This is a genomic window from Prauserella flavalba (assembly GCF_003202235.1).
Taxonomy (GTDB): domain Bacteria; phylum Actinomycetota; class Actinomycetes; order Mycobacteriales; family Pseudonocardiaceae; genus Prauserella_A; species Prauserella_A flavalba.
Window position 1 is genome coordinate 71,305 of record NZ_MASU01000016.1, and the last position, 21,569, is coordinate 92,873.

Here is a 21,569-nt window from a genome sequence, read left to right on the forward strand (position 1 = left end):
AGGCGTGAGGCGGCCGGGGCGCGGCCGAGCGCCCCGGTGCCCAGGGTGCGGATGACGGGCACCGAGCGCAGGCAGCAGCTGCTCAACGTCGCCCGCGAGCTGTTCGCCGAGAAGGGCTTCGACGGCGCCTCGATCGAGGAGATCGCCCACCGCGCGAACGTCTCGAAGCCCGTCGTCTACGAGCACTTCGGCGGCAAGGAGGGCATCTACGCCGTCGTGGTGGACCGCGAGACGCAGCTGCTGCTCGACCGGATGGTGTCCACTTTGCACGGTGGGCACCCTCGCGCGATGCTGGAGCAGGCCGCGGTCGCGCTGCTCAGCTACGTCGAGGAGTCCCACGACGGGTTCCGCATCCTGGTGCGCGACTCCCCGGTCGCCAGCTCCACCGGCACGTTCTCGACCCTGCTCAACGACATCGCCAGCCAGGTCGAGCACATCCTCGGCAAGGAGTTCTCGGCGCGCGGATACGACGGCAAGCTCGCGCCGCTGTACGCGCAGGCGCTGGTCGGCATGGTGGCGCTGACCGGCCAGTGGTGGCTCGACGCGCGCAAGCCCAAGCGTGACGAGGTGGCCGCCCACCTGGTGAACCTCGCGTGGAACGGCCTCTCGCATCTTGAGCACAAACCGAAACTGCGCCTGACCGATTCGTGAGCCCCAGGCGGGTCAGGCCGGGGTGACGCGCAGGAGTTTGTCGTCGGAGCCCTCGGACGTGGTGATGTAGAGGGCGCCGTCCGGGCCGGTGCGGACGCCGCGCAGCCTGCCGTAGGAGTTGTTCAGCTCCTTCGGCAGCGCCAGGTCGGTCACCTCGGTGCCCTGCTCGTTGAGCTGGAAGAGCAGCACCTTCTGACCGCGCAGCGCCACCACCGCGAGCCTGCCGTCGAGCGCGCCCCACTGCTCGCCCGAGAGGAACGCCGCGCCGGAGGGCGCCTCGGTCGACGTCTCACCGGATGTCCACAGTGGAGAGACCGCGTCCGGGAAGCGCTCGAGGTCGGTCATCGGCACGTCCTCGTCGTAGAAGTCGACCGTGCCGCCCTGTGAGGGATCCCAGCCGTAGTTCGCGCCCGCCTGCGAGCGGTTCATCTCGTCGAAGCCCGTCGGGCCGTGCTCGGAGGTGAACACCTGACCCGAGCCGGGACGCACGGCGACGCCCTGCACGTTGCGGTGCCCGTAGGTGTAGACGCGGCGCTCGTTGGCGTTCGCCGACGACGCGAACGGGTTGTCCGGCAGACCCTCACCCGTCCGCAGGTCGATGCGGAGCACCTTGCCGCCGAGGCTGGTGCGGTCCTGCGGGATCGTCGGGTCCTCGGCGATGTCGCCGGTGCCCACCAGCAACGCCCCGTCCTGGGCGATCGTCGGCCGGCAGCCGGAGTGCCTGCCGCTGTCGTTGATCGGCAATCCGGTGAGCAGATCGCGCACGCGGCTCGCGCTCGTGCCGTCCTCCGACAGCGTCCACGTGACCAGGCGGACGTCCACGGCCTGCCCGTTCTCCTGGTGCGTCTGGCAGGTCGTGAACTGCCGGGACCGCTCGAAGTCCGGATGCACCACCATGCCCATCAGGCCGCCCTCGCCCGCGACGTACACGTCGGAGAGATCGGCGCGCACCTCGCTCACGGCGCCGTCGTCGATCAGCTTGAACCGGGCGGGCCGTTCGGTGACGAGGATCCGGCCGTGGGGAAGGAAGCCCAGGTCCCACCCGTGTTCGAGCCCGCCTGCGACCTCTTCGACGCGCAGCGCGGGCACGCCCGCGGTGGAGCCGTCGGAGGCCGAGGGCGCCGAAGGCGTGCCCTGGCTCGGGGCGGGTTCGGCGGCGTCCCCCGTGCACGACGTGGCGACTCCGGCGAGCAGGGCGAAGGCGACAATGCCGATCTTTCGCGCGCGCATGGGGAACAGTCTGCCCCCGTAGCAGGTCTCCTCGCCGTGAACCGCATACCCTGGGAGTGAGAGCCCCTGCCGCCTCTTCGTCCCGGGCAGGGGTCTGTTCTCGTGTGGCTCTTACTCAGGTGAGGGGAATTCGTGGCCGACTCGAACGCGCCGTCGCTGTCAGGGCTGCTCTCCGCCGTTCTTCCCGATCCCGCGCTGCGCGGTGTCGTCGAGCGCGCGGGCGCGCCGCTGCTCGACCTCGACGGCGCCCCGGCGACGCGCCAGCTCGTGCTTGCCGCACTGGCCTCCGACCAGGGCGCCGGCAAGCCCGTGCTCGCGGTGACGGCGACCGGAAGGGAGGCAGAGGAGCTGACGGCCGCGCTCGGCAGCTTCCTCGGCCCCGATGTGGTCGCCGACTTCCCGTCCTGGGAGACGCTGCCGCACGAGCGGCTCTCGCCGAGGGCCGACACCGTCGGCAAGCGGCTCGCGGTGCTGCACCGGCTCGCGCGGCCGGACCACGGCGGCCTGCGCGTGGTCGTGGCGACCGTGCGCAGCCTCATCCAGCCGATGGCGCCGGGACTCGGCAGCCTCGCCCCGATCGAGCTGAAGGTCGGCGAGGAGAGCGAGTTCGAGGGAGTGCTCGACCGGCTGGTCGAGCTCGCCTACGCGCGCGTGGACATGGTCGAGAAGCGTGGCGAGTTCGCCGTTCGCGGCGGCATCCTCGACATCTTCGCGCCCACCGACGAGCACCCGCACCGCATCGAGTTCTGGGGCGACGAGGTGAGCGAGATCCGCGCGTTCGCCGTCTCCGACCAGCGGTCGCTGCCCGGCGAGATCGCCGAGGTCATGGCGCCGCCGTGCCGCGAGCTGCTGCTCACCGCCGATGTCAAGGCCAGGGCGGCGAAGCTCGCCGAGGTGCATGCGGCCGACGAGCATCTCGCCGAGATGCTCGCCAAGCTGGCCGACGGCATCCCGTGCGAGGGCATGGAGGCCCTCATCCCCGTGCTGTGCGAGGGCGAGCTGGAGCTGCTCACCGACGCCATGCCGGAGGGCGCCCACGTGGTGCTCACCGACCCGGAGAAGATCCGCGCCCGCGCGGGCGACCTGGTGCGTACCGGCCAGGAGTTCCTGGAGGCGTCGTGGATGAGCGCGGCCGGGGGAGGCGCGGCGCCGATCGACCTCGGCGCGTCGGCGTACCGGAGCCTCGCCGAGGTGCGCACGCACGCGGGCGACACCGGCAGGGCCTGGTGGACGCTGTCGCAGCTCACCAGCGAGCAGGATGTCTACCACGTCGCGATCGAGGGCGCGCCCGCCTACCGGGGCGAGCTGGAGCGCGTGAGCACCGACCTGCGCGCCCACACCGCCGCGGGTGGTAGCGCCGTCGTGGTGGTGGCGGGGGCGGGCACGGCGACCCGCGCCGTGGAGCAGCTGTCCGCCGCCGACGTGCCCGCGACGCAGGCCGAGAGCCTCACCGAGCCGCCGAAGGCGGGCGTCGTCACGGTCACGTGCGGCGGCCTGACCGAGGGCTTCGTGGCGCCCTCCTCGGCGCTCGTGGTGCTCAGCGAGGCCGACATCACCGGCCGGGGCGCGACCGCGGGCCGCTCGACGCGCGACCTCAACACGAAGATGCCGTCGCGGCGGCGCAACGCGGTGGACCCGATCGCACTCAAGTCCGGCGACTACGTGGTGCACGACCAGCACGGCATCGGCCGGTTCGTGGAGATGGTGCAGCGCACCGTCGGCGGGGCGACGCGCGAGTACCTGGTGCTGGAGTACGCGCCGTCCAAGCGCGGGCACCCCGGCGACCGCCTGTTCGTGCCCACCGACCAGCTCGACGAGGTGTCGCGTTACGTCGGCGGCGAGTTGCCGACGCTGAACAAGCTCGGCGGCTCGGACTGGAAGAACACCAAGGCCAAGGCGCGCAAGGCGGTCAAGGAGATCGCCGCGGAACTGGTGCAGCTCTATGCCGCCCGCCAGGCCGCGCCGGGGCACGCGTTCGGGCAGGACACCCCGTGGCAGCGGGAGCTGGAGGACGCGTTCCCGTTCGTGGAGACCGCCGACCAGCTCGGCGCCATCGACGAGGTCAAGGCCGACATGGAACGCGGCGTGCCGATGGACCGCGTGATCTGCGGTGACGTCGGGTACGGCAAGACCGAGATCGCGGTGCGCGCGGCGTTCAAGGCGGTGCAGGACGGCAAGCAGGTCGTGGTGCTCGTGCCGACGACCCTGCTCGCGCAGCAGCACCTGAACACGTTCTCCGAGCGCATGCGCTCGTTCCCGGTGACGATCAAGGGCCTGTCCCGGTTCACCGAGCCCGCCGAGTCGGAGAAGACGCTGGAGGGACTGGCCTCGGGTGAGGTCGACATCGTGATCGGCACGCACCGGCTGCTGCAGACGGGCGTCCGGTACAAGGACCTCGGCCTGGTGATCGTGGACGAGGAGCAGCGGTTCGGCGTCGAGCACAAGGAGCACATCAAGGCCCTGCGCACCCACGTGGACGTGCTGACGATGTCGGCGACGCCGATCCCGCGCACGCTGGAGATGAGCATGGCCGGGATCCGCGAGATGTCGACGATCCTGACGCCGCCGGAGGACCGGCACCCGATCCTGACCTACGTCGGCGCCTACGACGACAAGCAGGTCGCCGCCGCGATCCGGCGTGAGCTGCTGCGTGACGGCCAGGTGTTCTTCGTGCACAACCGGGTCTCCTCGATCGAGAAGGCGGCGCGGCGGCTGCGAGAGCTGGTGCCCGAGGCACGCGTGGTGACCGCGCACGGCCAGATGAACGAGCACCGGCTCGAGCAGATCATCCAGGGCTTCTGGGAGCGCGAGTTCGACGTGCTGGTGTGCACCACGATCGTCGAGACCGGACTGGACATCTCCAACGCCAACACCCTCATCGTCGAGCGCGGCGACCTGCTCGGCCTTGCCCAGCTGCACCAGCTGCGTGGCCGGGTAGGCCGGGGCCGGGAACGCGGCTACGCCTACTTCCTGTACCCACCGGAGTCGCCGCTGACGGAGACGGCGCACGACCGGCTCGCGACGATCGCGCAGAACACCGAGCTGGGCGCCGGCATGGCCGTGGCCATGAAGGACCTGGAGATCCGCGGCGCGGGCAACATCCTGGGTGCCGAGCAGTCCGGGCACATCGCGGGCGTCGGGTTCGACCTCTACGTCCGGCTCGTCGGCGAGGCGGTGGACGTCTTCCGCAAGCACGCGGGTGCGGGCGGCGCGGCCGAGGAGGAGACCGCGCCCACCGAGGTGCGGGTGGACCTGCCGGTGGACGCGCACATCCCGCACGACTACGTGCCCGGCGAGCGGCTGCGGCTCGAGGCGTACCGCAAGATCGCGGCGGCTCCCGACAAGGAGGGCCTTGACGCGGTGCTCGACGAGCTGATCGACCGCTACGGCCAGCCGCCGGAGCCGGTACGCAGGCTGCTCGCGGTGGCGGCGTTCCGCCAGGCGTGCCGCGACGCGGGCGTCACCGAGGTGACCATGCAGGGCAACAACCTGCGCTTCACGCCGCTGGAGCTGGGCGATTCGCAGCTGGTGCGGCTGAAGCGGCTCTACCCGAAGGCCATCTACAAGGCGGTGACCCACACGGTGTCGGTGCCGAAGCCCACGGAGGGCGGTGCGGGTGGCCGCATCGGTGCTCCGCCGCTGCGGGACGAGGCTCTGCTCGACTGGTGCACGAAGCTGCTGACGTCGCTGACGAAGCAGCCCGCGGGCGTGTGATCAGGCGCGTTTCTTCCACGCCTCCAGCGCGGCGATGACGACGACCGCGCCCAGGATCACCAGCAGCGGCACGACGTAGCCGAGCGCACCCTGCTGTTCGCCGAAGATCAGCCGGAACGGTCCGCTGTGCCTGCCCGCGATCAGCCACCCCGCCAGCGGGATCACGCCCAGCATGAGCCCGGCGAACGCGGTGAGCCCCTGCAGGCCGTTGGCCGCGCCGGTGCGTTCCTGCGCCATCGTTCCTCCCCCATTGCGATGCGATCGCATCGTAAAAGCGGTGCGCTCCCGATGTCAATGCGATCGCATTGTTACGCTGGCGGGGTGCCGAGGAAGGTCGACGTCGAAGCGCAGCGAGCCGAGATCGCCGCCGCCGTGCTGCGCCTGGCCGCGCGGTCCGGGCTGGAGGCCGTGAGCCTGCGCGAGGTCGCCGCCGAGGCCGGAGTGTCGATGGGCCGAGTGCAGCACTACTTCCGGACCAAGGAGGAGATGCTGCTGCACGGCGTGCGCCTCGCGATGCGGCGCATGGACACCCGCATCGCCGAGCGGCTGCGGCGCCTGCCTGAGGAGGGAGACGAGGAGCAGGTGCTGCGCGCCGCGATCGACGAGGTGCTCGGCGACCACCCCGAGACCCGCCAGGTGATCCGGGCGAGCGTCGCCTACTACGCGCGCGCACAGGAGAACACCGAGGTCTTCGAGGTCCTGTTCGGCGACGACGCCCTGCTGCGCGAGCTGGCCTGCCGCGTGGTCCGTACCGCGCAGGCCCAGGGGCGGGCACCCGCCGGGCTCGATCCCTGGCAGGAGGCGCACATCATCTGGGCGCTCGCCGACAGCCTCAGCCTCAAGGTCGCGTTCGGACAGACGTCGAGCGAGCAGGCGATGGCGACGATGCGTTATCACCTCGACCGCGTGCTCGGTTGCGGGGCCCACCCGGGGGTGTGAGAGGGTACGCGCTGTGATCCGGATCATTCGCCGCCCCGTCACGCTCCTCACCGCCGTTGTCGCCGGTCTCGTGCTCGCCGGCTGTGGATCCGGGCCCAGCCAGGTCGGTTCCGCCGCGATCATCGGTGACCGGTCGATCCCTCTGGAGGACGTCCAGCAGGAGGTCCGCTGGCTGCTCGACAACGTGCCCGAGGCCGAGCAGGCGAAGCAGCAGCGCAAGCTCGACCTCCAGGCGCGCGAGGTGGTGCGCAGCCGGATCATCCACGAGCTCACCATGATCGCCGCGCAGCGCGAGGGCCTGCGGGCCGATCCCGCCGAGGTCGACGCTCTCATCGAGGGCAGCGGCGGCGTCGAGGCGGTCGCGCAGGGCGCAGGCGTGATCCCCGAGCGGGTCCGCCAGCTCGCGACCGACCAGGTGCTGTTGCAGCAGCTCGCGCAGCGCTACGTGGACCGCGTCTCCGTGCGGCTCGTGGGCACCTCGATCGTCACCGAGAGCCCCGGCGCGACCGCGAAGGAGCAGGCACTGGAGATCGGCCGCGACATCGCCGCCGACCCCGGCGGCGTAGAGCAGATCGTGCGGCAGAGCGGCAACCAGCTCATCGACAGCGAGCTGCCGATGGCCCAGACCCTGCAGAACCAGCCCGAGATCGCGGCGAGCGCCGTGTTCGGCGCCTCCGAGGGCTCGGTGCTGGTGATCCAGCCGAGCCAGGAGCAGGCCGAGTGGCTGGTCGCGCTGGTCGAGGAACGTAACGTGTCCGCGGGCGGCGCCGCCTCCACCGCGCAGGCCGACCCGCAGTACCTGTACTTCGCGGGCCTGCGGCTGCTGCAGCCCATCGCCGACGAGCTCGGCGTGCGCGTCAACCCCCGCTACGGCGTGTGGGACGCGACGGCCCTGTCCCCGGCGGCCAGCGAGGACGAGCTTTCCGGTTACCAGTTCCAGTCCCGTACCGTGCAGCCATGACCTGGCATTCCCCGACGGTGGTGCTCGTCTCCCCGGCGTGGGCGACGGCGCTCCCTGCCGCCGCGCTGACCGCGCTGCGGCAGGCCGAGCACGTCTTCGCCGCCGCCGACCTGCCTGAGGCGACCCGCGCGGCACTCGACGCGAAACCCGCGCCGGAGCCCGCCGAGCTGACCCGCCACTCCGGGGTCGTGCTCATCTCCACCAGCGCCGATGAGCCGGGCGCGGCCGCGCTCGTCGCCGCCGGTGCGGCCGTGGTCGAGACGCCCGTGCCGCCGCTCGCCCGCGCCGCCGAGGTGATGGACCGCCTGCGCTCGCCGGGCGGCTGCCCCTGGGACGCCGCGCAGACGCACGACTCGCTGCGGCAGTACCTCGTCGAGGAGACCTACGAGCTGCTCGACGCGATCGAGGAGGGCGACCGCGCCGCGCTACGCGAGGAGCTGGGTGACGTGCTCCTGCAGGTACTGTTCCACGCGCGCGTCGCCGCCGAGCACCAGACCGACCCGTTCGGCATCGACGAGGTGGCGGGCGAGCTCGTCGACAAGCTCGTCGGCAGGCACCCCAACGTGTTCTCCGGCTCCGAGGCCGTGCACACGGCCGAGCGCCAGCAGGTGCGGTGGGAGGAGCTCAAGCAGGCCGAGAAGCGTCGCGAGTCCATTGTGGATGGTGTGGCGCTCGGTCAGCCCGCGGCGGCGCTGGCGGGGAAGCTCGGGCACCGCACGGGCCGGGCCGGGCTGCCGTACGACCTGTTTCCCTCCGGCACCGACGAGGGCTCGAAGCTCTTCCGCATCGCGGCGGGCGCGCGCAGGGGCGGGGTCGACCCCGAGGGCACGCTGCGCGCGGTGGCGAAGGCGTTCGCCAACGACGTCAGGGCCGCCGAGCGAGCGGCCCGCGAGGCCGGGTTCGACCCGGCGACCCTCGACGCGGACGGGTGGCGCCGTTTCTGGCCGGTCCAGTCCACGTAACCTGACCGGGTGACCGAGCCCACCCCGTCCGGGCGACCACGCGTGCCGGACGGGCATCGCAGCCCGTTACCCCGGCCCGCCCTCGCCCGGCTCGCGTTGACGCTACTGGTCGTGGCGACGGGCCTCACGCTGATCCTCACCATCGGCGTGCACAAGGAAGACGACGAGCACGACGCCGCGCTGGTGATCCCAGACCAGCGCCCGCGCTCGCACGAGACCGTGCCGAGAGTGGCGCTCGCCGCCCCGGTCGACCGGCCCAGAGCGTCCGACCAGGCCGAACTCGACGCGTGGGCGGAGCAGGTCGCCGACGCGACGGGCATCCCGGCGCGCGTCGCCTCCGCGTACGGCAGGGCAGAGATGTGGCTGCGCGGCGAGCGGCCCGAGTGCCGGCTCTCGTGGGGCACCCTCGCCGGGATCGGCCGGGTCGAGTCGCGGCACGGCGGTCTCGACGGCAACAGCATCGGCGACGACGGCAGGCCGGAGCGGCCGATCATCGGCATCGCGCTCGACGGCTCGCCGGGAGTGCGGGAGATCCGCGACACCGACGACGGCAGGCTCGACGCCGACATCTCGTGGGACCGCGCCGTCGGCCCGATGCAGTTCCTGCCGGAGACGTGGGAACGCTGGGGCGCGCGGGCGACCAGCGACGGCGCCGAGCCGGACCCGCAGGACATCGACGACGCGGCACTCGCGGCGGCGAGGTACCTGTGCGCGCAGGGCCGCGACCTCGCCACGCCGCAGGGCTGGTGGGACGCGGTGCTCGCCTACAACCGCTCGGTCGACTACGGCCAGGACGTCTTCAGCGGCGCCGACGGCTACGCGGAGGCCACCCGCCCCCAGTGAGCCGCCGCAAGCGAGCCGCGCACACAGTGAACGCCAGGGGTGCTAGGTGTTGCCGAGTGCGAGGCGGGCGCTGACCTCGCCGATCGCGTCCTGGTACTCCGGCACGGGGTTCATCGCCGACGCCATCCGCAACTGTGCGAGCGCCTCGACCAACCGGCCGAGGCGCTGCAACGTTCTGCCGAGCACGAAGCGGGCGTAGTGATCGGAGGGATCCATCTCCACCACCCGCGTCAACGCCTGTTCGGCCCGGTTCAGCTGGGCGGAGTGGAAGTAGGCCCGGCCGGCGAGCAGTTGCACGCTCGGCTTGTCCGGTTCCGCGTCGAGCACCGGTTCCAGTGCCTTCAGCGCGTCGAGCGGGCGCCGCCGCTGTACCAGCGCCTCTGCCTGACGGAACGCGCGGAACCGTGCTTCGCCCGAAGGCGCCGGTACTGGCTCCTCGTCAACCATGATTCTCTCGACGGTACCTCCGGGCGCATCGTTTCTCGACCCCCGCCAAGATCTCGAAACGGCCATGATCCGCCTGTTTCCGCTAACGAGAACCGCTGCGCCGCCGATCAACGAGCGTTTTCGTGATCACTCAGTTGGAGGCACCGGCGGAGCCGGATCCGTTCGACCATCCCGATCTGCGAGACCCCCAGCGGGCCCGGCAGGCCGAGCGCAACGCGCGCAAGGGAGCCAGGAAGGGACGCCGGGAGGCGAAGAAGGTCCGCAAGCAGCAGGTCGAGAACTGGGGCCGGCAGCCGAAGAAGCGGTTCCGGCGCACCCGCGCGATCGCGCTGGTCGTGGTGGTGCTCGCTGTCGCGGGCGGTGGCATCTACCTCATTCAGCAGGCACGTGACGACCAGCCCGTCGGCACTTACGCCGACCGGCCCGCGGCCGACCCGATCGACCTGAACCGCCCGTTCGCGGACACCCCCGCGCACGACTGGGCCGAGGGCGCCGACGCCATCGTCGTGCCGAAGGCCGTCGCCGTGGGCGGCTTCACCGCCGAGCGGGTGGCCAGGGCGTACGACGAGGTCAAGGCCATGCTGGTCGCCTCCCGCCTCGACCCGAGGATGATCGAGCACGGCGAGGTGGAACCCTTCCTCGCGCTGCTCGCCGAGGGGCAGCGTGAGGAGATCCGCGGCCAGTTCCGGGAGGCGGAGTGGCCCGCTCCTTACGCGACCCGCATCGCGCCCGGCTTCCGCCTGCTCGCGGCGCCGCCGAGGATCAACGGCACCATGATCGCCGAGCCGGGGCCCGCGCCTGGCTCGCTGCGCGTGCGCACCAACTACGTGTTCGCCTACGCCTTCGACGTCGACGACCCGCGTGAGGTGCCCGCCCCGCTCGACCTCGTCGCCGTCTTCCGCGCCGACGTGTCGTACCTGCTGTACGAGGGCGAGCGGTGGGTCCCGCGGGACCGCGGTTACTTCCTCGACCGCGCCGAGTCGTTCACGTACTCGATGTCGTGCGAGGCGATGCGAAAGGGCCTGCTCGCGCCGGCCTACAGCGACCGGACGGCGCTCGGGCTGCCCGATTCGAGGCGCCCGCCGGAGTACTTCGATCACACCAAGCCCATCCCCGACGTCAACACGTGCGGGGCGCCCGAGGCGGGGTGAGTGCCGGGGCCGGTCGTCCCATGTGGTGGACTACCCCGTCATGAGCGACGAAGACCCGAGGTATCTCGGCCTCGCGCCGTACCTGTACTACACCGACGCGACCGAGGCTCTGGAGTGGCTGACCCGCGTCTTCGGGTTCGAGGAGAAGGTCCGCTACGTCGACGCGGCGGGCGAGGTCTTCCAGGCCACCGTCATCGCGGGCTCGGCTGAGATCCAGCTCACGTGCGTCGGAGCCGACTACTGGGAGGGCAAGGGCGTCGACGGTCCCGTCGGCCAGCTCAACGTGGTGTACGTCGACGACGTCGACGCGCAGTACGAGCGGGTGTGCGAGGCCGTCGGCGAACAGGTGGAGATCACCAGGCCCCAGGACCAGCCCTACGGCGCCAGGCTGTTCACCGTGCAGGACATCGGCGGCAACAGCTGGGCCTTCTGGCAGCGTGTGTCCGACACCGTCGAGCTGCCCGCGGGCTGGCAGGAGATCCGTCCCGGAGATCAATGACGGTCCGTGTCCCGCGCTGAGTGCGTGCCTCCAACGGGTGACCACCGCATGCGGCTACGCTGGTGCCGTCGTCGCAGGCACTACCCGGTGAGGAGCAAGGCGTGGCGGTTATCGAGCAGGTGGGCGCACGCGAGATTCTGGACTCTCGCGGCAACCCGACCGTCGAGGTGGAGGTCGCCCTCGACGACGGGACGCTGGCGCGGGCCGCGGTCCCCTCGGGCGCGTCGACCGGTGAGCACGAGGCCGTGGAGCTGCGGGACGGCGACGCGAAGCGCTACAACGGCAAGGGTGTCGAGCGCGCGGTCGCGGCCGTCCTCGACGAGATCAGCCCCGACCTGGTCGGCGTGGACGCCGTCGACCAGCGCATCGTGGACCAGAAGCTGCTGGACCTGGACGGGACGCCGGACAAGTCGCGGCTGGGCGCCAACGCGATCCTCGGCGTCTCGCTCGCGGTCGCGAAGGCCGCCGCGGACTCGGCCGAGCTCGAGCTCTTCCGCTACCTCGGCGGGCCGAACGCGCATGTGCTGCCGGTGCCGATGCTGAACATCCTGAACGGCGGTGCGCACGCCGACACCGACGTGGACATCCAGGAGTTCATGATCGCGCCGATCGGCGCCGAGTCGTTCCGCGAGGCGCTGCGCTGGGGCGCCGAGGTCTACCACTCGCTGAAGTCGGTGCTCAAGGGCCGCGGCCTCTCCACGGGACTCGGTGACGAGGGCGGTTTCGCGCCGAGCCTGTCGAACAACCGCGAGGCGCTCGACATCATCGTCACCGCGATCGAGAAGGCCGGCTACAAGCCCGGCAGCGAGATCGCGCTCGCGCTGGACGTGGCCGCCACCGAGTTCTTCGACGACGGTGCCTACACCTTCGAGGGCTCCAAGCGCAGCGCCGAGCAGCTCATCGGCTACTACACCGAGCTGGTGAACGCCTACCCGCTGGTGTCGATCGAGGACCCGCTGTCCGAGGACGACTGGGACGGCTGGGTGCGGCTCACCTCGGAGCTCGGCGAGCGCGTGCAGCTGGTCGGCGACGACCTGTTCGTCACCAACCCCGACCGGCTCGAGGAGGGCATCTCCCGCCGCGCCGCCAACGCGCTGCTGGTGAAGGTCAACCAGATCGGCACGTTGTCGGAGACGCTGGACGCGGTGACGCTGGCCACGTCGTACGGCTACAAGTGCATGATGAGCCACCGTTCCGGCGAGACCGAGGACACCACGATCGCCGACCTCGCCGTGGCGACCGGCGTCGGCCAGATCAAGACCGGTGCCCCCGCCCGTAGCGAGCGCGTGGCCAAGTACAACCAGCTGCTGCGGATCGAGGAGACCCTCGCGGACGCCGCGCGTTATGCCGGCGACCTGGCCTTCCCGAGATTCACCCCGGAGAGCTGAGCGAAGACGTGGCCGAGCGGGGCAGGGCGCGCGGCAGGCGAGGCGGGGGACGGGCGCAGAGCTCGTCGCCCCGCCGGCCTCAGCGTGCGCGGCGGGAAGACCGCCGGTCACGCCTGCGCCGTGGGCTGACCGCGAAGCGGGCGTCCGGCGCCGCGAAGGTGCTGGGCATGTCCACCACGCGGCGGGCGGCGGTCGTCGCGATCGTCGTGTGCGCGCTCGCGTTCACGCTCGCCGTGCCGCTGCGCACGTACCTGTCGCAGCGGGCCGACGTCGCCGCGGAGGAAGCGCGGCAGGCGGACCTGGAGCGGCAGGTGGCCGAGCTGGAGGCACGCAAGGCGGAGCTGAGCGACCCGGCGCAGGTGGAGGCCGAGGCCAGGCGCAGGCTCCGCTACGTGATGCCCGGCGAGACGCCGTACATGGTGCAGCTGCCGGAGGACAAGCAGTCCGAGCAACGGCCGGAGGGCGACGAGCGCGCCCCGGCTCAAGGCTCGGCCTGGTACGAAATGTTGTGGGATAGCGTGACCAAGGGTGAATGAGACCGACTTCGAGCCCGTGACCGACGCGGACCGGGAGATCATCGCGCAGCAGCTGGGCAGGCCGCCGAGGGCGTTGCGGGCCGTCGCGGCCCGGTGCCCCAGCGGGCATCCGAGCGTGGTGCAGACCAGTCCCCGGCTGGAGGACGGCACGCCCTTTCCCACGCTCTACTACCTGACGTGCCCGACCCTCACGTCGCTCGTGGGCAAGCTCGAGGCCTCCGGGCTCATGAAGGAGATGACGGCGCGGCTCGGCGAGGACCCCGAGCTGGCCGGCGCCTACCAGCGCGCGCACGAGTCCTATTTGGCCCAGCGCGACGCGATCGACCCGCTCGGCCACGAGGTGAGCGCGGGCGGCATGCCAGGCCGTGTGAAGTGCCTGCACGTCCACCTCGCACACACGCTCGCGTGCGGCCCCGGCGTGAACCCGTTCGGCGACGAGACGCTGGAGCTGTTGCGAACGGAGGGTTGGCCGTCAGGAGACTGCGCTCCGTTGGTCCAGACGGAGCAATCCTGCTGAGAATTCGCTGACGTCGGCTGAATCCGGCTTGCCGTTGAGGCAGTCTTACCCCAGGTCATCGCAGGCACGCGGGTAAGGGGGGCAGGCCGTGGACGCGAGCCGGACACTCGGCGTCTTTCGAAGATTCGGCTTGCGGCACAAGGCTTTCGTCGCCGCGCTCGCCGGAGCGCTCGCCGTGCTGCCCGCGGCGCTGATGAGCGAGACCGCGGCCCGGTGGGTGAGCACGGCCGCCACCGAGTACTCCGGGAACCTGGCTCTCGAAGGCGGTTATCCGCCGGAACCCGGCCAGATCGGTGTCGACGGAAGCCTGCCGCACGCCCCGGATCCCGAAGACCTGACCGCCTACGAACTTCCCGCTCCCGGCCCGCTCGGCATCCCGAGCACGGCGCTCGAGGCGTACCGCAACGCCGCCCGCGTCGTCGGCGCCGAGTTCCCCGCGTGCCACCTCGACTGGGCGTTGATCGCGAGCATCGGGCGCATCGAGTCCAACCACGCGCGCGGCGGCTACGTGAAACCCAACGGCGACACGCTGGAGCCCATCCTCGGGCCCGTGCTCAACGGCGTCGGCCCGGTCGCCGCGATCCCCGACACCGACGGCGGCCGCTACGACGGCGACACCACCTGGGACCGCGCGGTCGGCCCCACCCAGTTCATCCCGGCCACGTGGGCCCGCTACGGCGCCGACGGCAACGGCGACGGCGTCCGCGACCCGAACAACATCTTCGACGCGACGGTGGCCACCGGCCGCTACCTCTGCTCGGGCGGGTTGGACCTCGCCAAGGACGACCAGCTGCGCGCCGCGCTCTACCGCTACAACAATTCCGACACCTACGTCGAAACCGTGATCCTCTGGGCGCAGGCGTACCGCGACGGGGTCGCGACCGTGCCGGACAGCCGGGTGCCGCTCGCCGTGCCGCAGGTGGTGGCCACCGAGGCGCCGTCACCGGTCGCGCCGCCTCCGCCCGCGGCGGGCGCCCCGCCGCCGTCGACGGGCGGCACCGCCACCACGCCGAACCCGGGCACGCAGCTGCCGAGCGAGACGGGCACGCCGCCGCGCACCACGACGACGACACCTCCGCCCACCACCGGCACGTGCGAGCCGCCGCCCACGACGACGCCGACGTCACCGACGGAGACCACGTCGCCGAGCCCGGCGCCGCCGGGGTGCGAGACCACCCCGCCGCCCACGACCACGACCACGACCGGGGAGGTGACGCCGTCGAGCTAGGGTGACCGCATGCCACGCGTAGCCGCCATCGACTGTGGAACGAACTCCATCCGCCTGCTCGTCGCGGAGCTGACGCACCGCCACGACGGCACCGTCGACCTGCGCGACCTGCACCGCGAGATGCGGATCGTGCGGCTGGGCCAGGGTGTCGACGCGACCGGGCGCCTCGCTCCCGAGGCGCTGGAGCGCACCCGGGAGGCACTGGCGGCGTACACGATCGCCGCGCGGCGCAAGGGCGTGGAGAAGGTGCGCATGGTGGCGACCTCGGCCACGCGTGACGCGAGCAACCGCGAGGACTTCTTCGCGATGACCCGCGACGTGCTCGGAGTCGAGGCCGAGGTGATCACCGGCGACGAGGAGGCACGGCTGTCGTTCACGGGCGCGGTCGGGGAGCAGGACCCGGACGACGGGCCGTTCCTCGTCGTGGACGTCGGGGGCGGTTCCACGGAGCTGGTGCTCGGCACGTGGGACGGGCAGCGTGCCGACGTGCTCGCCGCGCGCTCGGTCGACATCGGCTGCGTGCGGATCACCGAGCGCACCCTGCGCAGCGATCCGCCGACGGCCGAGGAGGTCGCCGCAGGCCGTGAGCTGGCGGCCGAGGTGCTGGCCGACGCCTTCGCCGCCGTCGACGTGTCGAAGGCGCGGACGTGGATCGGTGTGGCCGGCACGGTCACCACGCTCTCGGCCGTCGCGCAGGAGCTGCCGGAGTACGACTCGGAGCGCACCCACCTCTCGAAGCTGACCAGGGCCGACATCGACCGCATCGCGGGCGGGCTGCTCGCGGCCGACCACGAGACGCGGGCGGCGAATCCCGTCATCCACCCCGGGCGCGTGGACGTCATCGGGGGCGGCGCGCTGATCGTGCAGGTGCTCGCCGAGCAACTCGCGCGGCGCGGCGGGCCTGCCGACCTGGTGGTGAGCGAGCACGACATCCTGGACGGCATCGCGCTCTCGCTCTCCTGACCCGACTTTCGTCGGTTTTTCGCGCCCACGACGGCACCGCGGTCATAGGTTCCTCTCATCGATTCTCGAGGAGGAACCGAGTGAGAAAACCCAGGCTCCTTGCCGCCGCGCTGGCCGTGCCGCTCATCGGCGGTGTCGTGGGCGTCACCGCGCCCGTCGCGACCGCGCAGCCCGCCCTGTCCGGACCGGCCACCGAGTTCACCGTGCTCGCCGAGGCGGGAAGCAGCACCGCCGACGCCGCACAGGCCGTGCGTGACGCCGGGGGCACCGTGGTCCGCACCAACCCGGCCACCGGACTGATCACGGCGACCGCGCCGGCCAACGGCTTCACCGAGCGCGTGTCCGCCGACCCGGCCGTCTACGGTGCGGCCGAGGCCCGCCCGATCGGCGAGGCGCCGAAGCAGGACGGCTCCGTCACGCCGCACGACGCGGTGGAGAAGGAGAACCAGCACGTCAAGCCCACCACGACGCGGGCGAAGCGGCCGGCGTCGAAGCCCTTCGGGACCGACCCGCTCGACGACAAGCTCTGGGGCCTGAAGTCCGTTCGCTCCGACCTGGCCAGGACCGTGCAGCCCGGCGACGAACGGGTCAAGGTCGGCGTGATCGACACCGGCGTCGACGGCACGCACCCCGACCTCGCGCCGAACTTCGACCGCAAGACCTCACGTAACTTCGTGCGCGACATCCCCGCGGACCCGAACGGCAACGAGGTGGACGGGCCGTGTGAGTTCCGCGGCTGCGTCGACCCGGTCGACCACGACGACAACGGGCACGGCACGCACGTGGCAGGCACCATCGCCGCCGCCGCGAACGGCACGGGCATCTCGGGCGTCGCGCCCGGTGTCACGCTCGTGAACCTGCGGGCCGGACAGGACGCCGGATACTTCTTCCTCCAGCCGGTGGTCGACGCCATCACGTACGCGGGCGACGCGGGCATCGACGTGATCAACATGTCGTTCTACGTGGATCCCTGGCTGTACAACTGTGCGGCCAACCCGGCTGACTCGCCGGAGCAGCAGGCGGCACAGCGCATGACGGTCGAGGCCGTGAACCGCGCGCTGAAGTACGCGCACCGCAAGGGCGTCACGCAGGTCGTCGCGCTCGGCAACCAGCACACCGATCTCGGTGCGCCGCAGCCGGACGCCAGCAGTCCCAACTACCCGGCGGGCAACGAGCACGAGCGGAACATCGACAACGCGTCGTGCCTCTCGATGCCCACCGAGGGCGCGCACACGATCTCGGTGTCCTCGTTCGGTCCGTCGCAGGCGAAGGCCGACTACTCCAACTACGGCACGGAGCAGATCTCGGTGTCCGCCCCGGGCGGCTACTACCGCGACTACTTCGGCACGGACTGGTTCCGGGCCAACGAGAACATGATCCTCTCGGCCTACCCGCGCAACGTGGCGGTCGCGGAGGGCAACGTGGACGCCGAGGGCAACATCACGCCGCAGGGCGTGGAGCTCGGCGTGCAGAAGGCGACCGCCGCCGACGGCACGGTCGGGTACTACCAGTACCTGCAGGGCACGTCGATGGCAGCGCCGCACGCGAGCGGGGTCGCCGCGCTGATCGTGTCGGAGTACGGCCGCGGCTGGGGAAACCGGTTCGGCATGGACCCGGACACGGTCGAGCGGGTGCTGCTCGGCACCGCCGCCGAGATCGCGTGCCCGGTGCCGAACACCGTCGACTACCTCGATGAGGGCCGTGACGAGTCGTTCACCGCGACCTGCACGGGCACGCCGGAGTTCAACGGCTTCTACGGCCACGGAGCCGTGGACGCCTACGCCGCCGTGCAACACGGCGCCCGTCACCTGTAGGCCCACATGCAGTGAAGGCCACCATGCCTGCGGTCAACGCAGGGATGGTGGCCTTCACTGCATAAGGGGTCAGCGGTTGGCGGCGGACTTCACGAACGTCGCCAGGTCCTTCGACTGCTGCACGCGCGAGGGCTCGTGGACGTACATCATGTGCCCCGCCGGGTAGTACACCGTCTCGACGTTGCCCCGCAGCTCCTCCGGGATCTGCAGGCGCGCGAGCACGTGCTCGGCCGCGTAGTACGGCGTGGCGCCGTCGTAGTGACCCAGTGCCACGTGGACCTTGAGGTGCGGGTTGGCGCGCATCGCCGCGCCCAGACCGTCCACGACGGACACCGGGCGGCCCTCGAAGTCCGAGTACGACCACGCGCGGTTGACGTCCATCGAGAGGATCTCGTACGGCAGGTCGTTGGCGTAGCCCAGCTCCGCCCGCACATAGTGGTTGAAGCCCGCCGAGTAGGCGCCGATGATGCGCGAGACGGACGCGTCGTCGCTCATGTGCTCGCGGCCGCCGTCCGGCTCCCACGTGGTGAAGCGGCCGTCCATCCGGCCCGTCGTGAGCCCCTCCTCGCGCAGCAGCTCGGTGAAGAACCGCACGTGCTCGATACGAAGGTTCACCCGATCCACATAGGACTCCGAGAGTCCGCTGAGGTACGCGAGCCTCGCCACCGCGTCCGCGCGTTCCTCCTCGCTGAGCCGGGCCCCGCGCTGCAACGCCCACGGCAGGTCGCGCGAAGCGAACTCCTCGGCCTCGGCAAGCACCTCGTCGAGCGGACGGTCGCCGTGCTTGCCGTGGTAGTGCGCGATCGCGGCGTACGTCGGAAGGTACAGCGAGTACGGCAGGTCGTTGCCCTCGCTGAAGACGATCGTGCCCATGTCGAGCACCGACGAGATCAGCAGCAGACCGTTGAGGTAGAGCCCGTGCCGCTCCTGAAGATGCGTCGCGAGGGCCGCCGCGCGCAGCGTTCCGTACGACTCGCCCGCCACGAACTTCGGTGAGAGCCACCGCTCGTTACGCGACGTCCACAGCCGGATCACCTCGCCGACCGACTCCACGTCGGGCGTGAACCCGTGGTAGTCCTTCGGTTTCTCCCCACTGGCCGCCCGCGAGTAGCCCGTGGAGACCGGGTCGATGAACACCAGGTCGCTGTGCGCGAGCAGGGTGTCCGCGTTGTCGGCGAGGCGGTACGGCGGCGGCTCGGGGTCGTTCACGTCACCGGAGACGATCCGGCGCGGGCCGAGCACGCCGAGGTGCAGCCAGATGCTCGACGAGCCGGGCCCGCCGTTGAACGCGAACGTCACCGGCCGCGTCGCGGGGTCCGCGCCGTCGAGGGTGTAGGCGGTGACGAACACCTCGGCCTTGGGCTTGTGGCCCTCGAACTTGCCGTCGGTGAGGACCTCCTTGCGGAGGACGATCCGGCCGGTCTGCGCGGTGTAGGCGAGCTTGCGGCGTTTGACGGTGAGGCTGTGCTGTGTGGTCACCAGGTCGTCGGTGGGCTCGGCGGGTTCGGCCGTCGCGCCGTCGCCGTTCTCGGGGGTCTCGGTCTCGCCGTTGGTGGTCTTCTCGGGCATGCGTCCAACCTAGATCAAGGGACAATGGAATCGTGGTGATCACGGCGAGGACGCTGGCCGAGCTCGACCGGCAGGTGAGCGACTGCCGCGCGTGCCCCCGGCTGGTGGAGTGGCGCGAGCACGTCGCCGAGGTCAAGCGCGCCTCCTACGCGAGTGAGACCTACTGGGGCAGGCCCGTGCCGGGGTTCGGCCCGCCGGACGCGTCGCTGGCCGTGGTGGGCCTCGCTCCCGCCGCGCACGGCGGGAACCGCACCGGACGGATGTTCACCGGCGACCGCTCCGGCGACGTGCTCTTCCAGGCCCTCTACGACGTCGGCCTCGCCTCGCAGCCGACGTCGGTGCGCCGCGACGACGGCCTGACCCTGCGCGGGACCCGGATCACCGCGCCCGTCCACTGCGCACCGCCCGACAACAAGCCGACGCCGGCCGAGCGCGACACGTGCGGCGTGTGGTTAGCACGTGAACTCGATCTGCTCAAGCCCACGCTGCGCGCTGTGGTGGTGCTCGGCGGTTTCGGCTGGCAGGCGCTGCTGCCCGTGCTGGCCGCCGCGGGGTGGGCGATCCCGAGGCCGAGGCCGCGCTTCGGGCACGGCGTGCACGTGCTCCTCGAAGGCCCCTCCGACCTGCACCTCCTCGGCTGTTATCACGTTTCACAACAGAACACGTTCACGGGCAGGCTGACCCCCGCGATGCTGCGGGAAATCTTCGCGAAAGCGGCATCACTGGCGGGGCTCAACTGAATCGTTTGCGTAACGTGGCGACGCTGGTCACAGCCAGGTAGGGTCCACGAGCGGTTTGCTTGACGCGGTGCGAACATGGAGTCATGGCAGCCAAGTCGGAACCCACGAGGATCCTCGTTCTCGGTGGCGGGTACGTCGGCCTGTACACGGCTCTGGGGCTTCAGAAGAAGCTCCGCGCCAACGAGGCGTCCGTGACCGTGGTCGACCCTCAGCCGCACATGACCTACCAGCCGTTCCTCCCCGAGGCGGCCGCCGGGTCCATCGAGCCGCGGCACGTGGTCGTGCCGCTGCGCAGGGCTCTCCGACGTTGCCACGTGCTGACCGCCCGCGTCACCAAGATCGAGCACGAGCGCAAGGCCGTGACGGTCGAGGCCGCCGACGGGCACATCGAGCAGCTCAACTACGACGTGCTCGTGGTGGCGCTCGGCTCGGTCGCGCGACTGCTCCCGATCCCCGGCCTCGCCGAGGAGGGCATCGCCTTCAAGACCATCGGTGAGGCGATCTACCTCCGCAACCACGTGCTCACCAAGCTCGACGAGGCCGCCAGCACTCTCGACCCCGAGCTGCGCAAGCGGCTGCTGACGTTCACCGTGGTCGGCGGTGGGTTCGCCGGTATCGAGGCGCTCGCCGAGCTGGAGGACATGACCCGCTTCGCGACGCGCTACTACGAGAACATCCAGCCTGAGGACATCCGCTGGGTGCTCGTCGAGGCGGCCGGCCGCATCCTGCCCGAGGTCCGCGAGACGCTCGGCGTCTGGACGGTCGAGCAGCTCGAGAAACGCGGCATCGAGGTCTACCTTTCGACGGCCGCGAAGTCGTTCGAGAACGGCCACGTGGTGCTGTCGGACGGCACGGAGTTCGAGAGCGACACGATCATCTGGACCGCCGGTGTCAAGGCGAACCCGGTGCTCGCGAACTCGGACCTCCCGCTCGACAAGCGCGGCAGGCTCCAGGCGACGGCTGGCCTGCAGGTCGTCGGCCACCCCGACGCCTGGACGGCCGGTGACATCGCCGCCGTGCCGGACCTCTCGCGCACCGAGGAGGACCCGACGGCCACCTGCCCGCCGAACGCCCAGCACGCGGTGCGGCAGGCGCGGCACCTGGCGAAGAACATCATCAAGGTGCTGCGGGGCGGCCAGCCGGTGGACTACTACCACAAGAACGTGGGCTCGGTCGCCAGCCTCGGCCTGCACAAGGGCGTCGCGGACACCTTCAACGTCAAGGTCAAGGGCTTCGTCGCCTGGCTGATGCACCGCGCGTACCACGTCAAGGCGATGCCGACGGTCAACCGCAAGGTCCGCATCATGCTCGACTGGCTCCTGGGCGGTCTGCTCCGTCGCGAGGTCGTCTCGCTCGGGCAGATCAACAACCCGAAGGAAGAGTTCACGCGGGCATCCAAGTCGTAGCAGCTACGGGG

Annotated in this window: 20 protein-coding genes; 16 read left to right on the plus strand and 4 right to left on the minus strand. The window is 71.2% G+C overall.

Annotated elements, in window-relative coordinates; genetic code table 11:
- Nucleotides 1–51 precede the first annotated feature (51 nt).
- Nucleotides 52–651: a TetR/AcrR family transcriptional regulator gene (locus BA062_RS33275; RefSeq protein WP_110343102.1), complete on the plus strand. Its 600-nt coding sequence runs from the start codon at nt 52–54 to the stop codon at nt 649–651.
- 12 nt (nt 652–663) lie between these two features.
- Here the strand turns inward: BA062_RS33275 and BA062_RS33280 are convergent, their stop codons facing one another.
- The gene (locus BA062_RS33280; RefSeq protein WP_110343103.1) at nt 664–1,881 is read right to left on the minus strand and encodes a PQQ-dependent sugar dehydrogenase; all 1,218 of its coding nucleotides are present in this window, start codon (nt 1,879–1,881) and stop codon (nt 664–666) included.
- A 132-nt stretch (nt 1,882–2,013) separates the two neighbouring features.
- Here BA062_RS33280 and mfd point away from each other — a divergent pair, with 132 nt between their 5' ends.
- Nucleotides 2,014–5,595, plus strand: a complete 3,582-nt coding sequence (gene mfd, locus BA062_RS33285) for a transcription-repair coupling factor (protein ID WP_110343104.1) — start codon at nt 2,014–2,016, stop codon at nt 5,593–5,595.
- Here mfd and BA062_RS33290 read toward each other — a convergent pair whose 3' ends face one another.
- The gene (locus tag BA062_RS33290; protein ID WP_110343105.1) at nt 5,596–5,832 is read right to left on the minus strand and encodes a hypothetical protein; all 237 of its coding nucleotides are present in this window, start codon (nt 5,830–5,832) and stop codon (nt 5,596–5,598) included.
- A gap of 84 nt (nt 5,833–5,916) precedes the next feature.
- Between BA062_RS33290 and BA062_RS33295 the strand changes: the two genes are divergently transcribed.
- The 4 genes from BA062_RS33295 to BA062_RS33310 are packed head-to-tail and all read left to right on the plus strand — an operon-like array spanning nt 5,917 to nt 9,300.
- Nucleotides 5,917–6,534, plus strand: a complete 618-nt coding sequence (locus BA062_RS33295) for a TetR/AcrR family transcriptional regulator (protein WP_168214165.1) — start codon at nt 5,917–5,919, stop codon at nt 6,532–6,534.
- A 13-nt stretch (nt 6,535–6,547) separates the two neighbouring features.
- Nucleotides 6,548–7,495 carry a SurA N-terminal domain-containing protein gene (locus BA062_RS33300; RefSeq protein WP_110343107.1) on the plus strand — a complete coding sequence of 316 codons (948 nt, stop codon included), beginning with the start codon at nt 6,548–6,550 and terminating at the stop codon, nt 7,493–7,495.
- Entirely contained in the window at nt 7,492–8,457 is a 966-nt protein-coding gene (locus BA062_RS33305; RefSeq protein WP_110343108.1) for a nucleoside triphosphate pyrophosphohydrolase, read from the plus strand. The genes BA062_RS33300 and BA062_RS33305 overlap by 4 nt, the downstream gene beginning before the upstream one ends.
- Before the next feature lie 9 nt (nt 8,458–8,466).
- The gene (locus BA062_RS33310; RefSeq protein ID WP_391353878.1) at nt 8,467–9,300 is read left to right on the plus strand and encodes a lysozyme family protein; all 834 of its coding nucleotides are present in this window, start codon (nt 8,467–8,469) and stop codon (nt 9,298–9,300) included.
- Nucleotides 9,301–9,342: 42 nt separating this feature from the next.
- On the opposite strand, the gene BA062_RS33315 is transcribed toward BA062_RS33310, so the two are convergent.
- Nucleotides 9,343–9,747: a tetratricopeptide repeat protein gene (locus tag BA062_RS33315; protein ID WP_110343109.1), complete on the minus strand. Its 405-nt coding sequence runs from the start codon at nt 9,745–9,747 to the stop codon at nt 9,343–9,345.
- A 122-nt stretch (nt 9,748–9,869) separates the two neighbouring features.
- Between BA062_RS33315 and BA062_RS33320 the strand changes: the two genes are divergently transcribed.
- The 8 genes from BA062_RS33320 to BA062_RS33355 all read left to right on the plus strand — a co-directional run bounded on the left by BA062_RS33320 (nt 9,870) and on the right by BA062_RS33355 (nt 17,843).
- Entirely contained in the window at nt 9,870–10,898 is a 1,029-nt protein-coding gene (locus BA062_RS33320) for a hypothetical protein (RefSeq protein WP_245960127.1), read from the plus strand.
- A 40-nt stretch (nt 10,899–10,938) separates the two neighbouring features.
- Nucleotides 10,939–11,397 (plus strand): VOC family protein, encoded by a 459-nt coding sequence (locus BA062_RS33325; RefSeq protein ID WP_110343156.1) that lies wholly within the window; start codon nt 10,939–10,941, stop codon nt 11,395–11,397.
- A 101-nt stretch (nt 11,398–11,498) separates the two neighbouring features.
- Nucleotides 11,499–12,785: a phosphopyruvate hydratase gene (gene eno / locus BA062_RS33330; protein WP_110343110.1), complete on the plus strand. Its 1,287-nt coding sequence runs from the start codon at nt 11,499–11,501 to the stop codon at nt 12,783–12,785.
- 8 nt (nt 12,786–12,793) lie between these two features.
- Nucleotides 12,794–13,321, plus strand: coding sequence for an FtsB family cell division protein (locus BA062_RS33335; protein ID WP_110343111.1), 528 nt, complete (start codon nt 12,794–12,796; stop codon nt 13,319–13,321).
- Between the two features lie 16 nt (nt 13,322–13,337).
- A complete protein-coding gene (locus BA062_RS33340; RefSeq protein WP_391353932.1) occupies nt 13,338–13,838 on the plus strand; it encodes a DUF501 domain-containing protein in 501 nt (166 codons plus the stop codon).
- A 130-nt stretch (nt 13,839–13,968) separates the two neighbouring features.
- A complete protein-coding gene (locus tag BA062_RS33345) occupies nt 13,969–15,066 on the plus strand; it encodes a lytic transglycosylase domain-containing protein (protein ID WP_245960128.1) in 1,098 nt (365 codons plus the stop codon).
- Between the two features lie 9 nt (nt 15,067–15,075).
- Nucleotides 15,076–16,029 carry a Ppx/GppA phosphatase family protein gene (locus tag BA062_RS33350; RefSeq protein ID WP_110343113.1) on the plus strand — a complete coding sequence of 318 codons (954 nt, stop codon included), beginning with the start codon at nt 15,076–15,078 and terminating at the stop codon, nt 16,027–16,029.
- Between the two features lie 80 nt (nt 16,030–16,109).
- Nucleotides 16,110–17,843, plus strand: coding sequence for a S8 family serine peptidase (locus tag BA062_RS33355; RefSeq protein WP_110343114.1), 1,734 nt, complete (start codon nt 16,110–16,112; stop codon nt 17,841–17,843).
- A 69-nt stretch (nt 17,844–17,912) separates the two neighbouring features.
- Here the strand turns inward: BA062_RS33355 and BA062_RS33360 are convergent, their stop codons facing one another.
- Nucleotides 17,913–19,412, minus strand: a complete 1,500-nt coding sequence (locus BA062_RS33360) for a S10 family peptidase (RefSeq protein ID WP_110343115.1) — start codon at nt 19,410–19,412, stop codon at nt 17,913–17,915.
- 32 nt (nt 19,413–19,444) lie between these two features.
- Here BA062_RS33360 and BA062_RS33365 point away from each other — a divergent pair, with 32 nt between their 5' ends.
- The gene (locus tag BA062_RS33365; RefSeq protein ID WP_110343116.1) at nt 19,445–20,152 is read left to right on the plus strand and encodes a uracil-DNA glycosylase; all 708 of its coding nucleotides are present in this window, start codon (nt 19,445–19,447) and stop codon (nt 20,150–20,152) included.
- A gap of 83 nt (nt 20,153–20,235) precedes the next feature.
- Nucleotides 20,236–21,558, plus strand: a complete 1,323-nt coding sequence (locus BA062_RS33370) for an NAD(P)/FAD-dependent oxidoreductase (protein ID WP_110343117.1) — start codon at nt 20,236–20,238, stop codon at nt 21,556–21,558.
- The last annotated feature ends 11 nt before the right edge of the window (nt 21,559–21,569 follow it).